The 12,552-nt window shown below is 72.0% G+C and carries 12 protein-coding genes and 1 pseudogene; 6 read left to right on the top strand and 7 right to left on the bottom strand.

What is annotated here, in order from left to right; all coding sequences use genetic code 11:
* Nucleotides 1-79 precede the first annotated feature (79 nt).
* Complete coding sequence (locus SL103_RS25170; RefSeq protein ID WP_069571215.1) at nt 80-1,528, top strand: nucleobase:cation symporter-2 family protein; 1,449 nt, start codon at nt 80-82, stop codon at nt 1,526-1,528.
* Between the two features lie 88 nt (nt 1,529-1,616).
* On the opposite strand, the gene SL103_RS25165 is transcribed toward SL103_RS25170, so the two are convergent.
* Nucleotides 1,617-2,492 (bottom strand): chitosanase, encoded by an 876-nt coding sequence (locus SL103_RS25165; protein WP_069571214.1) that lies wholly within the window; start codon nt 2,490-2,492, stop codon nt 1,617-1,619.
* Between the two features lie 187 nt (nt 2,493-2,679).
* Nucleotides 2,680-3,234 carry a TetR/AcrR family transcriptional regulator gene (locus tag SL103_RS25160; protein WP_069571213.1) on the bottom strand — a complete coding sequence of 185 codons (555 nt, stop codon included), beginning with the start codon at nt 3,232-3,234 and terminating at the stop codon, nt 2,680-2,682.
* Between the two features lie 353 nt (nt 3,235-3,587).
* Between SL103_RS25160 and SL103_RS39445 the strand changes: the two are divergent.
* A pseudogene (locus SL103_RS39445) lies at nt 3,588-3,977 on the top strand (M20/M25/M40 family metallo-hydrolase); the annotation flags it as partial.
* A gap of 208 nt (nt 3,978-4,185) precedes the next feature.
* On the opposite strand, the gene SL103_RS39440 reads toward SL103_RS39445, so the two are convergent.
* Complete coding sequence (locus tag SL103_RS39440; protein ID WP_347877863.1) at nt 4,186-4,524, bottom strand: hypothetical protein; 339 nt, start codon at nt 4,522-4,524, stop codon at nt 4,186-4,188.
* Between SL103_RS39440 and SL103_RS39435 the strand changes: the two genes are divergently transcribed.
* On the top strand, nt 4,519-4,926 hold the full coding sequence (locus tag SL103_RS39435; RefSeq protein ID WP_347877862.1) for a hypothetical protein: 408 nt from the start codon (nt 4,519-4,521) through the stop codon (nt 4,924-4,926). The two genes, SL103_RS39440 and SL103_RS39435, sit on opposite strands and share 6 nt — an antisense overlap.
* Before the next feature lie 87 nt (nt 4,927-5,013).
* On the opposite strand, the gene aceB is transcribed toward SL103_RS39435, so the two are convergent.
* The 3 genes from aceB to SL103_RS25140 all read right to left on the bottom strand — a co-directional run bounded on the left by aceB (nt 5,014) and on the right by SL103_RS25140 (nt 7,849).
* Nucleotides 5,014-6,642 (bottom strand): malate synthase A, encoded by a 1,629-nt coding sequence (gene aceB / locus SL103_RS25150; RefSeq protein WP_069571212.1) that lies wholly within the window; start codon nt 6,640-6,642, stop codon nt 5,014-5,016.
* A 224-nt stretch (nt 6,643-6,866) separates the two neighbouring features.
* The gene (locus SL103_RS25145) at nt 6,867-7,544 is read right to left on the bottom strand and encodes a nucleotidyltransferase family protein (RefSeq protein WP_079145964.1); all 678 of its coding nucleotides are present in this window, start codon (nt 7,542-7,544) and stop codon (nt 6,867-6,869) included.
* A gap of 80 nt (nt 7,545-7,624) precedes the next feature.
* A complete protein-coding gene (locus SL103_RS25140; RefSeq protein WP_069571211.1) occupies nt 7,625-7,849 on the bottom strand; it encodes a hypothetical protein in 225 nt (74 codons plus the stop codon).
* Nucleotides 7,850-8,236: 387 nt separating this feature from the next.
* Here SL103_RS25140 and SL103_RS25135 point away from each other — a divergent pair, with 387 nt between their 5' ends.
* Both SL103_RS25135 and SL103_RS25130 read left to right on the top strand, forming a co-directional pair.
* Nucleotides 8,237-10,087: a protein kinase domain-containing protein gene (locus SL103_RS25135; RefSeq protein ID WP_069571210.1), complete on the top strand. Its 1,851-nt coding sequence runs from the start codon at nt 8,237-8,239 to the stop codon at nt 10,085-10,087.
* Nucleotides 10,088-10,294: 207 nt separating this feature from the next.
* Nucleotides 10,295-10,630 (top strand): DUF5955 family protein, encoded by a 336-nt coding sequence (locus SL103_RS25130; protein WP_079145963.1) that lies wholly within the window; start codon nt 10,295-10,297, stop codon nt 10,628-10,630.
* A gap of 56 nt (nt 10,631-10,686) precedes the next feature.
* Here the strand turns inward: SL103_RS25130 and SL103_RS25125 are convergent, their stop codons facing one another.
* Entirely contained in the window at nt 10,687-11,487 is an 801-nt protein-coding gene (locus SL103_RS25125) for an IclR family transcriptional regulator (RefSeq protein ID WP_069571208.1), read from the bottom strand.
* A 268-nt stretch (nt 11,488-11,755) separates the two neighbouring features.
* Between SL103_RS25125 and SL103_RS25120 the strand changes: the two genes are divergently transcribed.
* A complete protein-coding gene (locus tag SL103_RS25120) occupies nt 11,756-12,544 on the top strand; it encodes an aspartate/glutamate racemase family protein (protein ID WP_069571207.1) in 789 nt (262 codons plus the stop codon).
* The last annotated feature ends 8 nt before the right edge of the window (nt 12,545-12,552 follow it).

The raw sequence follows: 12,552 nt of genomic DNA, 5'->3' as shown, positions 1-12,552 counted from the left end.
CCACGCACCACATGGCACCCCTCCGTGACAGCCTCGCACCGCCGGCCCCGGCGCTGCAGAAATCGACAGGAGGCCCGCAGTGGCCGCAATTACCGGGCAGAAGTCGGAGGCGGACCGGAAGCACCCGGTCGACGAGACCCTCCCGCCCTTCAAGATGTTCACCAGCGGCCTCCAGCACGTGGCCGCGATGTACGCGGGCGTGGTGGCCCCACCGATGATCGTGGGGCCGGCCTGCGGGCTGAGCGCCACCGAGACCGCCTTCCTGATGGGCGCCAGCCTCTTCACCGCCGGTATCGCCACCCTCCTCCAGACCCTCGGCTTCTGGAAGGTCGGCGCCAAGCTCCCGTTCGTCAACGGCGTCTCGTTCGCCGGTGTCACCCCCATGGTCGCCATCGGCAAGGCGCAGAGCCCCCACAACGCCCTGCCGATCATCTTCGGCGCGGTGATCGTCGCCGGTGTGCTCGGTTTCCTGCTCGCCCCCTACTTCTCCAAGCTCGTACGCTTCTTCCCGCCGGTGGTCACCGGCACCGTCATCACCCTGATCGGTGTCTCGCTGCTCCCCGTCGCGTTCAACTGGTCCCAAGGAGGCAACTCCCGGGACCCCGCCTACGGTTCCCTGACCAACATCGGCATGGCGGCCCTGACCTTCCTGATCGTGCTGGTGCTGCGCCGGGTGCTGCGCGGCTTCCTCCAGCAGATCGCGATCCTGCTCGGCCTGGTAGCCGGCACCCTGATCGCGATACCCGTCGGCATCACCGACTTCTCCGCCCTCACCAAGGCCGACATCCTCGGCTTCCCGACGCCCTTCCACTTCGGCGCCCCGCAGTTCGACGTCGCCGCGATCGTCTCGATGTGCATCGTGATGCTGGTCTGCATGACCGAGTCGACGGCCGACATGCTCGCCCTCGGGAAGATCGTCGGCCGCCCGGCCGACGAGCGCACCATCGAGGGCGGACTGCGCGCCGACACCCTCGGCACCGCCGTCAGCCCGCTCTTCAACGGCTTCGCCAACAGCGCCTTCGCGCAGAACATCGGCCTGGTCGCGATGACCAAGGTGCGCAGCCGCTTCGTCGTGGCGACCAGCGGTGTGATCCTGGTCGTGCTGGGGCTGTGTCCGGTGGCCGCCTCGGTCATCTCGCTGGTCCCGCTGCCGGTCCTGGGCGGCGCGGGCATCGTGCTCTTCGGGTCGGTGGCCGCCAGCGGCATCCAGACGCTGGCCTCCGCCGCGATGGAGAAGGGCGACAACGCGCTGATCGTCGCGGCCGCCGTCGGCATCGGACTGATCCCGATCGCCGCGCCGGACTTCTACCACAACCTCCCCAAGGACCTGTTGGTCGTCCTGGACTCCGGCATCAGCACCGGCTGTCTGGTCGCCATCGTCCTCAACCTCGCCTTCAACCACTTCGGCAGCAGGACGCAGGAGGGGGCGGAGGCCCTCGCGCCCGGCGGCGACCCGCAGATTCCGCTCCAGCCCGACCGCGGCGCGGTGGACGACACCGACGAGACCGCGTCGGCCCCCGCGCACTGACCCCGGACAGCGCGCCGGCCCGTAGGAGAGCGTCAACCACGCTCCTCCTACGGGCCGTTGCGCTGCGCGGCGGGCCGCGACGGGCGGATCAGCCGATGTGGTAGCTGTCCCCGTACACCTTCCAGTCCAGCGGGGTGTGCAGATCGAGGTTGCCCTTCTGGAGGAACACCCGCTGTGCGGTGTCGACCCGGCTGGTGTCGCTGTGCGCCTCCTCCTGCTTCATCGCCCAGACCCGGGCGTCGAGGAAGGCGTTGAGCCAGGTCTTCTCGTCGCCGCCCTGGGCCGGCGGCTTGGCCTTGGCCAGCGCCCGCTTGCGGATGCCGGAGAAGCTGGTCGGATCGTTGCCGTCACCGTGCATCACGATCGCGTCGTAGTACGCGAACTGGCCCAGCACACCGATGCCGTCGGCCTTGCCCTGCTTGACCGCGGGGTTGAAGTACACCCGGTCCCGCTCGTCGTTCTGGGCCTGCTGGAACGCGGGGTCCTGGGCGGCCTTCTTCCAGTCCTTGGTGTAGTTGGGGTCCAGGCCCTCGTGCGAGTCGCTGCCGTCGACCTTGCGCAGCGCCGGGAGGTACTTGGCCAGGACGTTGCCGGGCTTGCGCTGCGTGTAGAGCTCGACGAGTTCGAGCATGTCGTGGGTGCCGGAGCAGAAGCCGATGATCCCGCCCGTGTAGCCGCGGCCGTCACCGATGTCCTCGATGTACTTGTACTGGGCCTTCCAGTTCAGCGAGGAGTTCTCGGCGCTGGAGACCAGCTGCATCGCGATCTCCTTCTTCGCCGGGTCGTCGAGGCCGGTCGCGGCCCGTACGGCGTGCGGAGCGGCGTGCGCGGTGGCCGGGGCCGGGTGGCCGGCCGGTCCGGCAGTGGTGGCGACGGCGGTCGCGGGTACGGCGAGCAGGGCGAGGCCGAGGGCGACGCGGGTGGCTGTCCTGGGCAGGGTGCTGCCTATCGATCGGGTGCGCATGGAGTCAGTCCTCCAGTTCGGAGCGAGCCGTGGGGGGTTCCCCAATCGTTAGGAAGCTTTCCTACCAGACTTGAGGGGTGGCGCATAGCCGTCGGAACGAGCCGGCGCGGGACGTCACAACCGCCGGGCGGGCGACGCGACGGCCCCGCCCCCCGCGCTCAACACCACCCGACAGGGCGGCAGTTGCTCAGCCCAGCAGCCCGTTGAGCAGCCCGTGGATCCCCGGCCGCGGGTCGAAGTCATCCGCCGGGAAGGTGAGTTGGCGGAACGCGGCCCCGTCCAGGTGGTCGAGGAGGATCTCGCAGTGCCGGCGCGGCGTGGCCGAACCGAGGTGTCGCAGCCACTCGGTGCCCCGGTCGGTGGCGGCCTCCCGGCCGCGGGCGAGCGCCGCGCGCAGTTCGGGCCGGGCCGTGGACTCCAGGCGGAGGGTGAAGCGGGCGGCGGTCCTGGCCCGCGCGGGGCCGGTCGCGTACCGGAGGAAGCGGGTGACCTCATCGGCGAGTTCGCCGACGTCGGTCGGCGCGGCCCCCGCGGTGACGCGCTCCCAGTCGTGGTGCTCCAGGGTCAGCAGGTGGTCGACGAGGCCGTCGACCAGCGCCGCCCGGTTGCGGAAGTAGTTGGAGGTCGTACCGGACGGGACTCCGGCCGCGGTGTCCACGGCCTGATAGGTGAGCCGCCGCGCCCCCTCGCTTCCGAGGACCTCCAGCGCCGCGTCCAGAACCTGCTCCCGCCGACGTGCCACCCCGTACGCCCCTCTCGTCCTGCCGGACCTACTACGTCCATAGTGCGCGTTCACTATAAACGTAGTCCCGCCCCGCCGTGACCAGGCAATTCACCGGCACCGCACGCCCTCGACGCGCCGCCCCGCGGGCCGCCCCCACACCCCGTCCCCCGGCGCGACCACCCCATACATCCCTTCCATCCCGATATGCTGCCCCACGCCTGACTCAACGTCAGGTCGGACGACGATGTCGAGGTGCGCGCACCGGCGGCGCCGAGGAGAGGGGTTCCGCGGTGAACCAGGAAGCCAACGACCCGCACGTCCCGGGCGTCGGCGCGCCCGCCGCCACCCTGGAGTCCACCGTGGACGCCCTGATGGACGGGGTGTGCGCGGACCTCAAGCGGCTCGCGGCCATCCCCTCCATCGCCTTCCCCGGCTTCTCGCCCGAACCGGTCCTCCAGGCCCGCGACCTGCTCGTCGCCCTGCTCAGGGACGCCGGCGTGGCCACCGTCGGAGAGCTCAACCTCCCCGCCACCGCCCCCGTCATCACCGGGAGCATCCCGCCACCCACCCCCGGCGCTCCCACCGTCCTGCTCTACGGCCACTACGACGTCCAGCCGCCCGGCGACGAGCGGCTGTGGACCTCCGAGCCCTTCGAACCCACCGACTTCAGGGAACCGGACGGCGGCCCCGCGATCCGCGCCCGCGGCATCGCCGACGACAAGGCCAACCTCATGGCCCACATCGGCGTGCTGCGGGCCTACAAAGGGCGTCCGCCCGTCGGCATCAAGATCGTCTTCGAGGGCCAGGAGGAGTACGGCAGCGCCTTCGAGACGTATCCGCCCCGCGAACCCGACCTCTTCGCCTGCGACGCGATGATCATCGCGGACACCGGCAACATCCGGCCCGGCATCCCCACCCTCACCACCGCGCTGCGCGGCTCCGCCGTCGTCCACGTCGAGGTCCGCACCCTCAACTCCGCGGTCCACAGCGGCGAGTACGGCGGCGCCGCCCCCGACGGCCCTGCTCACCCTCCTCAAGGCGCTCGGCACCCTCCACGACGTCCACGGCGACGTCGCCGTCGAAGGGCTGCGCCGGGAGCCCTGGCACGGCACCGCCCTCACCGAGGAGGAGTTCCGCGAACTCGCCGGCGTCATCCCCGGCACCCCGCTCCCCGGCTCCGGCGGCCTCGGCGAACGCCTCTGGAGCGGCCCCGCCCTCACCGTCGTCGGCCTGGACGCGCCGTCCGTCGACCGCGCCGCGTCCGCCGTCGTCCCGTACGCCCGCGCCAAGCTCAACCTCCGCGTGCACCCCCGGCAGGCCCCCCAGGAGGCCCAGGCCGCCCTCGTCCGCCACCTCCAGCGCCTGCGCCCGTTCGGCATCCCGCTCACCGTCATCCCGGGCGACGCCGGCCCCGGCTACCAGGCCGCCACCGACGGCCCGGCCTACCGCGCCGCCCGCACCGCACTGCGTCGCGCCTGGGGCACCGACCCCGTCCACTGCGCCAGCGGCGGTTCCATCCCCCTCGTCAACGGCCTCGCCGAGGCCGCCCCGAACGCCGAGATCCTGCTCTTCGGGGCCGAGGACAACCTCTGCAACCTGCACGGCCCCGACGAACGCGTGCTGCGCTCCGAACTCCGCGGCCACCTCCTCGCCGAGGCCGCCTTCCTCACCGAATACGCCGCCACCCACCACCCCGCACCCACCCCGTAACGGGCCGGCTGCCGCCGTACGGCGCAGGGCCGGTACCGCCACCCCGAAGGGGAGGAGGTACCGGCCCTGCGTGCGGTGCGACCGTGCTCAGCCCAGCAGTTCGTAAGCCGGGAGGGTCAGGAATTCCGCGTAGTCGGGGTCCAGGGAGACCTTCAGGAGGAGGTCGTGGGCCTGCTGCCACTTGCCGGAGGTGAAGGCTTCCTCGCCGAGTTCGGTGCGGAGGGCGGCCAGTTCGTCGGCGGCGATCGTGCGGACCAGGTCTGCCGTGGCCTTTTCGCCGTTCTCGAAGACGACGCCGGCGTCGACCCACTGCCAGATCTGGGAGCGGGAGATCTCCGCGGTGGCCGCGTCCTCCATGAGGCCGAAGATGGCGACCGCGCCGAGGCCGCGGAGCCAGGCTTCGATGTAGCGGGTGCCGACCTGGACGGCGTCGATCAGGCCCTGGTAGGTGGGCTTGGCGTCGAGGGAGTCGATGGCGATGAGGTCGGCGGCGGAGACGGAGACGTCCTCGCGCAGCCGGTCCTTCTGGTTCGGCTTGTCGCCGAGGACCGCGTCGAAGGAGGCACGGGCGACCGGGACCAGGTCGGGGTGGGCGACCCAGGAGCCGTCGAAGCCGTCGCCGGCCTCGCGGTCCTTGTCGTTCTTGACCTTGGCCAGGGCCTTCTCGTTGGCCTCCGGGTCGCGGCGGTTGGGGATGAAGGCCGCCATCCCGCCGATGGCGTGCGCGCCGCGCTTGTGGCAGGTGCGCACGAGGAGTTCGGTGTAGGCGCGCATGAACGGGGCCGTCATGGTGACCGCGTTGCGGTCCGGCAGGACGAACTTGGCGCCGCCGTCGCGGAAGTTCTTGACGATGGAGAAGAGGTAGTCCCAGCGGCCGGCGTTGAGGCCGGAGGCGTGGTCGCGGAGCTCGTAGAGGATCTCCTCCATCTCGTACGCGGCCGTGATGGTCTCGATGAGGACCGTGGCGCGGACGGTGCCCTGGGGGATGCCCACGTAGTCCTGGGCGAAGACGAAGATGTCGTTCCAGAGGCGGGCCTCCAGGTGCGACTCGGTCTTCGGGAGGTAGAAGTACGGGCCCTTGCCGAGGGAGAGCAGCCGCTTGGCGTTGTGGAAGAAGTAGAGGCCGAAGTCGACCAGCGCGCCGGGGACCGGGCGGCCCTCGAACTGCAGGTGGCGCTCCTCCAGGTGCCAGCCGCGCGGCCGCATCACGACGGTCGCCAGTTCCTCGGCGGGCTTGAGGGCGTACGACTTGCCGGAGGCCGGGTCGGTGAAGTCGATCCGGCGCTCGTAGGCGTCGATCAGGTTGAGCTGTCCGGTGACGACGTTCTCCCAGGTGGGGGCGGAGGCGTCCTCGAAGTCGGCGAGCCAGACCCTGGCGCCCGAGTTGAGGGCGTTGATCGTCATCTTGCGGTCGGTGGGACCGGTGATCTCCACCCGGCGGTCGTTGAGCGCCTCGGGGGCCTCGGCGACCTTCCAGCTGTCGTCGGCGCGGACGGCCGCGGTCTCCGGGAGGAAGTCCAGCGTGCTGGTCCGCGCGATCTCGGCGCGGCGCTCGGCACGGCGCGCGAGCAGTTCGTCGCGGCGCGGGGTGAACCGGCGGTGCAGCTCGGCGACGAAGGCGAGCGCGGCGTCGGTGAGGACCTCGTCCTGCCGTTCGGGGGTGTGGGCGGGGTCGACTTCGACGATGGCCAGCGGGGACGGCGCTGGTGCGGACATGAGCTGTCACTCCATTCAGCGGCGGTGCCTGGCGGCCGCCGGGGCGCCGGGGCGGCACGGGGTGCCGCGGGCTCCGAGATACGGTCGCGGGCGCCGTTCGGGTTCAGGGCGCTTCTGACCAGTGGAGACTAGTTTCCTTATCGCGGAACTTCAATGGTTTGTTGATGTCGAGATTCTCCGGGTCGACACAAGTGGTGATCGAATGGCGCCCGGTGCCACACTCGTCACTCTCCATCACCCCCCTCGTGCCCGCGCGATGCCTGCTCCAGTCGGTGCAGGTCCTCCGGCGTGTCGATGTCGTACGGCGCGGCGATGTCGGAGCACTCGACGAGGGTGAGCGCGGCGGCGTGCCGCTGGAGGTAGGCGCGGGCGCCGCGGTCGCCCTCCGCGCTCGCCGCGATGTCCGCCCAGCGGTCGGCGCCGAACAGCACGGGGTGGCCGCGGCGCCCGTCGTACGAGGCCGCCGCCAGGTCCGCGCCCGCGGCGTACGCGGCGATCAGCCGGGCGACCGCCGTGGCGCCGATGCCCGGCTGGTCCACCAGGGACACCACCACCGCCCCGGCCCCCGAACCGGCCAGCGCGGCCAGTCCCACCCGCAGTGAACTGCCCATGCCCTGCTGCCAGTCGGGGTTCTCCGAGACGCCGTACGCCGAGAGGTCGGCCCGGGCGCGAACGGCGTCGGCGGCCGCGCCCAGCACCAGGTGCACGGGGTCGCAGCCGCCGTCCCGCAGGACCCGCGCGGCGTGCTCGACCAGCGGCCGTCCCCGGTGGTCGAGCAGGGCCTTGGGCCGTCCCCCCAGGCGCCGGCCGCCGCCGGCGGCGAGCAGCAGACCGGCGACCCTCCCCTCGGGCCGCGGTGCGGCGGACGGTTCTCCCGGCGGTGTCGATGCTGTCGGTGCCATGGGGACTGCTTACCTCATGGCGCCGTGTGGCGCGTCGTCCCGATGGGTGCCGCCCGCGGTGCCGGTGCGCGGGCCGTCGCTCAGGCCGCGTCGTCGGACGCGCGCGGGCGGGGGATGCTCGGCCGGAAGCGCTCCCGCAGATGGTGCGTCCGCTCCTCCACGCGCCGCCGCTCGGCGACGTAGCGGTGTATGTGCTCCATGGTGATTTCCGACGCATCGGAAAGGCCGTACGCGCGACAGATGAGCTGGACGACGCTGACGCCGCGGCGGTTCGGGCCGGTGCCGGGACCGGTGTTGGGCTCCATGGCAGTCTCCGATCCAGTGATATGCCGGATATTTCCTTAGAGGGGAGAATGCTCCGTTCCGCCACCGTATACGCATCGAATTCGCGACGAACATGCCAATGGGTGCCGGGGAGAACGTACGTACTGACACATCATCAGGCCGAAAGCGGGTAGCGCGGACGGGGGAGTGGTCGATGGGGCGTACGGGGCGGGTGTGGGGGTGATGCGGCCCTGGTGAAGCCCCAATTGCCCGCGCGAAACCGGCTCTTCGGACAAGGTGTCCCGTTCGCCCGCCGGCGATGTCACGGCCTGCCGTGTGGCCGGATAAGGTTCTGCCCCGTTGCGGACATCGTGGCTGCCCGCCGGTGCGGCGGGTCAGGCCATCGCTTTTCTGAGTCGGGGGACGTCGTGGTGAACAGTGTGGGCCCGTCCGGGATCTTTCAGCCGCTGGAGGGGGACGACCCCCGTGCGATCGCGGGCTACCGCCTCACCGCACGGCTCGGCGCCGGCGGCATGGGCAAGGTGTACCTCTCCTACACGCCCGGCGGACGCCCGGTGGCCATCAAGGTGATCCGCCCCGAGTTCAGCGAGGACGCGGAGTTCCGGCGCCGGTTCAAGCAGGAAGTGCAGTCCGCGCAGCGGGTGCAGGGGCTGTTCACCGCGCCGGTCATCGACGCCGACGCCGACGGCCCGAGCCCCTGGCTCGCCACCGCGTACGTCCCCGGCCCCTCGCTCGCCGCGGCGGTCGCCGGGCACGGCAAGCTGCCGGTGCCGACCGTACTGCTGCTGGTCGCCGGGATCGCCGAGGCGCTGCAGGTCATCCATGGCGCGGGCATCGTCCACCGGGACCTGAAGCCGTCCAACGTGCTGCTGGCCGCCGACGGCCCGCGGGTCATCGACTTCGGTATCGCCCGGGCCGCCGACGCGACCTCACTGACCAGCAGCGGCGTCACCGTCGGCACTCCCACCTTCATGGCGCCGGAGCAGGCCGCGGGCAGCACCATCACCCCGGCCACCGACATCTTCGCGCTCGGCCAGGTCGCGGCGTACGCGGCCATCGGCGCACCGGCGTTCGGCGAGGGCACCTCGCACGGCGTGCTCTACCGCATCGTCCACGAAGAGCCCGACCTGACCGGACTGCCGACGGAACTGCGCGAGTTGGTCACCCGCTGCCTGGCCAAGGACGCCGCGGAGCGGCCGTCCGTCGCCGAGGTGATCGCGCTGTGCGGCGCGGCCTCCGGCCAGACCCAGCTGCGCCGGCCCGAGGAGTGGCTGCCCACCGCCGTCGCCGCGGACATCACCACCCGCGCGGCGGCACCGGCCCCTGCCCAGGCGCCGCCGCCCCCGCTGGAGGCGCCCACCGCGGGCGCTCCGGTCCGGCCGCCCACCGTGCCCGCCCCACCGGCCCAGGCCCCCGCGCAGCCGCCGGCCGTCCCGCCGGTGCCGACCGAGCTGAACCACCCGCAGACCCCGCCGCCCGGCTTCGGCCCCGCGTACGCGCCGACCGTCGGCACCCCGGCGCAGGGCACCGCGACGCACGCCGGTGCGGCCTCGACCGGTCCGCTCGGCACCGGCCCCACCGCCGCCGTGCCCGGGGCGCCGGTCCCGCAGCCCCCGAAGAAGAAGCGCAAGGGCCTGATCGCCGCCCTGGTGGTGCTCTGCCTGCTGGTGTTCGCGGGCGCCGGCGGCGCGGTCGTCTACACCTTCATGAAGGACGACGGCCGGCAGCGGACCGACCGGGCCACCGGCAACGACAAGGCGGCGCACGGCGATGCCTCGCCGACGCCCACCCCCGGCGCGACGGCCGCCCCCGACGGCGCGACGAACACCCCCGCCGCGCCCCGGCAGGACCCGGCGCCGGTCGACTTCAAGAACATCAATCTGCCCGACGACTACCACCTGTCGATGGCGGACGAGGCGATGAAGCCGACGAACACCGACACCGACACCGACACCGACTTCGCGTACCAGGACAACAGCTACTCGGACGACCAGGTCAACACCGAGAACGGCAAGTTGGTGCTGCTCAACGCCGGTGAGGAGGGCTCGCTCGACACCTGCCGCAACGAGACCCGCTTCACCGAGACGATCCTCGCCAAGCAGCTCACCAAGGGCGCGCAGATCTGCCTGACCACCGACTACGGCCACGTCGCCCTGATCACGTTCAAGGGCTTCGCGCCGAAGTCGGACCCCAGCAGCTACATGACCGTCGACGTCCGGGTGTGGCGCAACGCGGTGCAGCCCAAGCAGGACTCCTGAGCCGGGAGTCCCGGGCCGGGGCTGCCGGGAGGCGGACGCGGGCGAACACGGATTCCCGTGACGCGGATGCTCGATGGTGCGTGGGGCGCGTTCCCTCCGGGGATCGCGCCCCGTCGCGCCGGTGATCGGGGGGATTTTCGCTCTCCGTATGGCGCGGGCAGCGCAGAGTGGCGTTAACTGTCCCGCATTGTGGAACGGGCAACGGCCATGGAGGAAGCCGTCGTTGTGGAACAGCTGCGGAGGGACGGACGAGTGACCGCGGTCGACAGTGACCCGCGCGTCCAGGAACTGCGCGGTGCGGTCGCCCGGCTGCGCCGTCAGCTGGCCGTGCTCCCCGGGGAGTTACCGGACCGGGTGGCCGCCGACGACGAGCTGGCGGCACTGGACGCGATGGTCAGCCACGGGCTGCCGGAGGTGCCCCGGCTGCGCCGCTCGCTGCTGCTGATCGCCGGAGCGGTGGGCTCGGTGAGCGCGCTGTCGCCCGCGCTGAGCGAGGTGCGCGAGGGTATCGACCGCTTCGGCAAGCTGCCGCCCGGCCGCTGACCGGGGGGCCGCGGCGGCCTGCGCCCCGGCCGGCCCCGATTCCTTCGGCCGGTTCCCTAGGCGGGCGTCTGGTTGGCCAGCGCCACCGACAGCTGCGCCGCGACGTCCTGCAGCACCGGCACGATCTTGTCCGTGGCGGCCTCGGTCACCCGGCCGGTCGGACCGGAGATGGAGATCGCGGCGGAGGTGGGGGAGTTGGGCACCGGCACGGCGAGGCAGCGGACGCCGATCTCCTGCTCGTTGTCGTCGACGGCGTAGCCCAGCCGGCGGACGTCGGCCAGCGCCTCCAGGAAGCGCTCCGGGTCGGTGATCGTCTTGTCGGTCGCGGCGGGCATCCCCGTACGGCCGAGTAGCGCGCGGACCTCCTCCGGCGGGTGGTTGGCCAGCAGCGCCTTGCCGACGCCGGTGGAGTGCGGCAGCACCCGGCGGCCGACCTCGGTGAACATCCGGACCGCGTGCCGGGAGGGCACCTGCGCGACGTACACGATCTCGTCGCCGTCGAGCAGCGCCATGTTGGCGGTCTCGCCGGTCTCCTCCACCAGGCGGGCCAGGAACGGCCGGGCCCAGGTGCCCAGCAGGCGCGAGGCGCTCTCGCCGAGGCGGATCAGCCGGGGGCCGAGCGCGTACCGGCGGTTGGGCTGCTGCCGTACGTAACCGCACGCGACGAGCGTGCGCATCAGCCGGTGGATGGTGGGCAGCGGCAGACCGCTGCTGCCGGACAGCTCGCTCAGACCGACCTCGCCGCCGGCGTCGGCCATCCGCTCCAGCAGGTCGAAGGCGCGCTCGAGGGACTGGACGCCGCCGGCGCCTGCGGGCTTGGCTTCGGCGGCGGAGGTGCTGGCGCTGGACGGCGGCACGTCGCGTTCCTTTCAGGGCGGGTCAGATCGGTCTCGGCTCGGGACTAACGGGCGCCGGGCCCGACCGGAGCAGCCTACCGGTCCCCCTACGGTGACACACGGTCTCTCGCACACTCGTTCCCGCCGGTCAGGCCCCTTTGTCCCACCGTGCGAGATGCCGGCCAACTGGGTAGCCGCGATCCCTTGACGGTGCCAGTGGCCGTAGCTACGTTCTGCTGCGCGAAACCTACTGTCCATTCTGTGGAATCCTCCAAATCGCTGGAGAGTCATGCGCATTCTCGTCATGAACCCGAACACCACGGCTTCCATGACCGCCTCGATCCGCGCCACCGCCACCGCAGCCGCCGCGCCGGGCACCGAGATCCTCGCCACCGAACCCCTGTGGGGTCCCGAATCCATCGAGGGGCACTTCGAGGGCTACCTCAGCGCCGCGGCCGTCCTGGACCGGCTCGCCACCCTCGGCACCCCGTTCGACGCGCTGGTCATGGCCGGCTTCGGCGAACCGGGCCGGGAGGGCGCCCAGGAGCTGCTGGACGTCCCCGTACTGGACATCACCGAGAGCGCCGCCCAGATGGCGATGATGCTCGGGCACGCCTACGGGGTCGTGACCACCCTCGACCGCGCCGTACCCCAGATCCAGGACCGGCTGCTGACCGCCGGGCTGCTGCAGCGCTGTGCCGCGGTGCGCGGCACCGGGCTCGGGGTGCTGGAGCTGGAGGAGGATCCCCGGCGGACCGTCGAGGTGATCATCGAGACCGCCCGCGAGGTGGTCCGGGCCGGCGCCGAGGTGATCTGTCTGGGCTGCGGCGGGATGGCCGGGCTGGACGCCGAGGTCGCGGCGGCGCTCGGGGTGCCGGTCGTCGACGGGGTCGCCGCGGCGGTGAAGTTCGCCGAGTCGGTCGTCGGCCTCGGGCTCACCACCAGTACGGTGCGCAGCTTCGCGCCACCGCGCCCGAAAGCCATCTCCGCGTGGCCGCTGAGCAGGCATCTGTCCCCGGTGCGCGACACGGGCCGGCTCCTGGCCACCGAATTTTCCGCACAGACATCAGACATCTGACGACTGAC

This window comes from Streptomyces lydicus (genome assembly GCF_001729485.1).
In the GTDB taxonomy this organism is placed as follows: domain Bacteria; phylum Actinomycetota; class Actinomycetes; order Streptomycetales; family Streptomycetaceae; genus Streptomyces; species Streptomyces lydicus_D.
Note: the sequence above shows the minus strand (reverse complement) of the source record. Positions and strands in the feature narration are given on the sequence as shown.

Excerpts from the sequence above, each read along its gene's own strand:
- SL103_RS25130 (WP_079145963.1), top strand. The coding sequence starts at position 10,295 with ATGGAGGAAGCCGTCGTTGTGGAACAGCTGCGGAGGGACGGACGAGTG.
- SL103_RS25145 (WP_079145964.1), bottom strand. The coding sequence starts at position 7,544 with ATGGCACCGACAGCATCGACACCGCCGGGAGAACCGTCCGCCGCACCG.
- SL103_RS25140 (WP_069571211.1), bottom strand. The coding sequence starts at position 7,849 with ATGGAGCCCAACACCGGTCCCGGCACCGGCCCGAACCGCCGCGGCGTC.
- SL103_RS25120 (WP_069571207.1), top strand. The coding sequence starts at position 11,756 with ATGCGCATTCTCGTCATGAACCCGAACACCACGGCTTCCATGACCGCC.
- aceB (WP_069571212.1), bottom strand. The coding sequence starts at position 6,642 with ATGTCCGCACCAGCGCCGTCCCCGCTGGCCATCGTCGAAGTCGACCCC.
- SL103_RS25165 (WP_069571214.1), bottom strand. The coding sequence starts at position 2,492 with ATGCGCACCCGATCGATAGGCAGCACCCTGCCCAGGACAGCCACCCGC.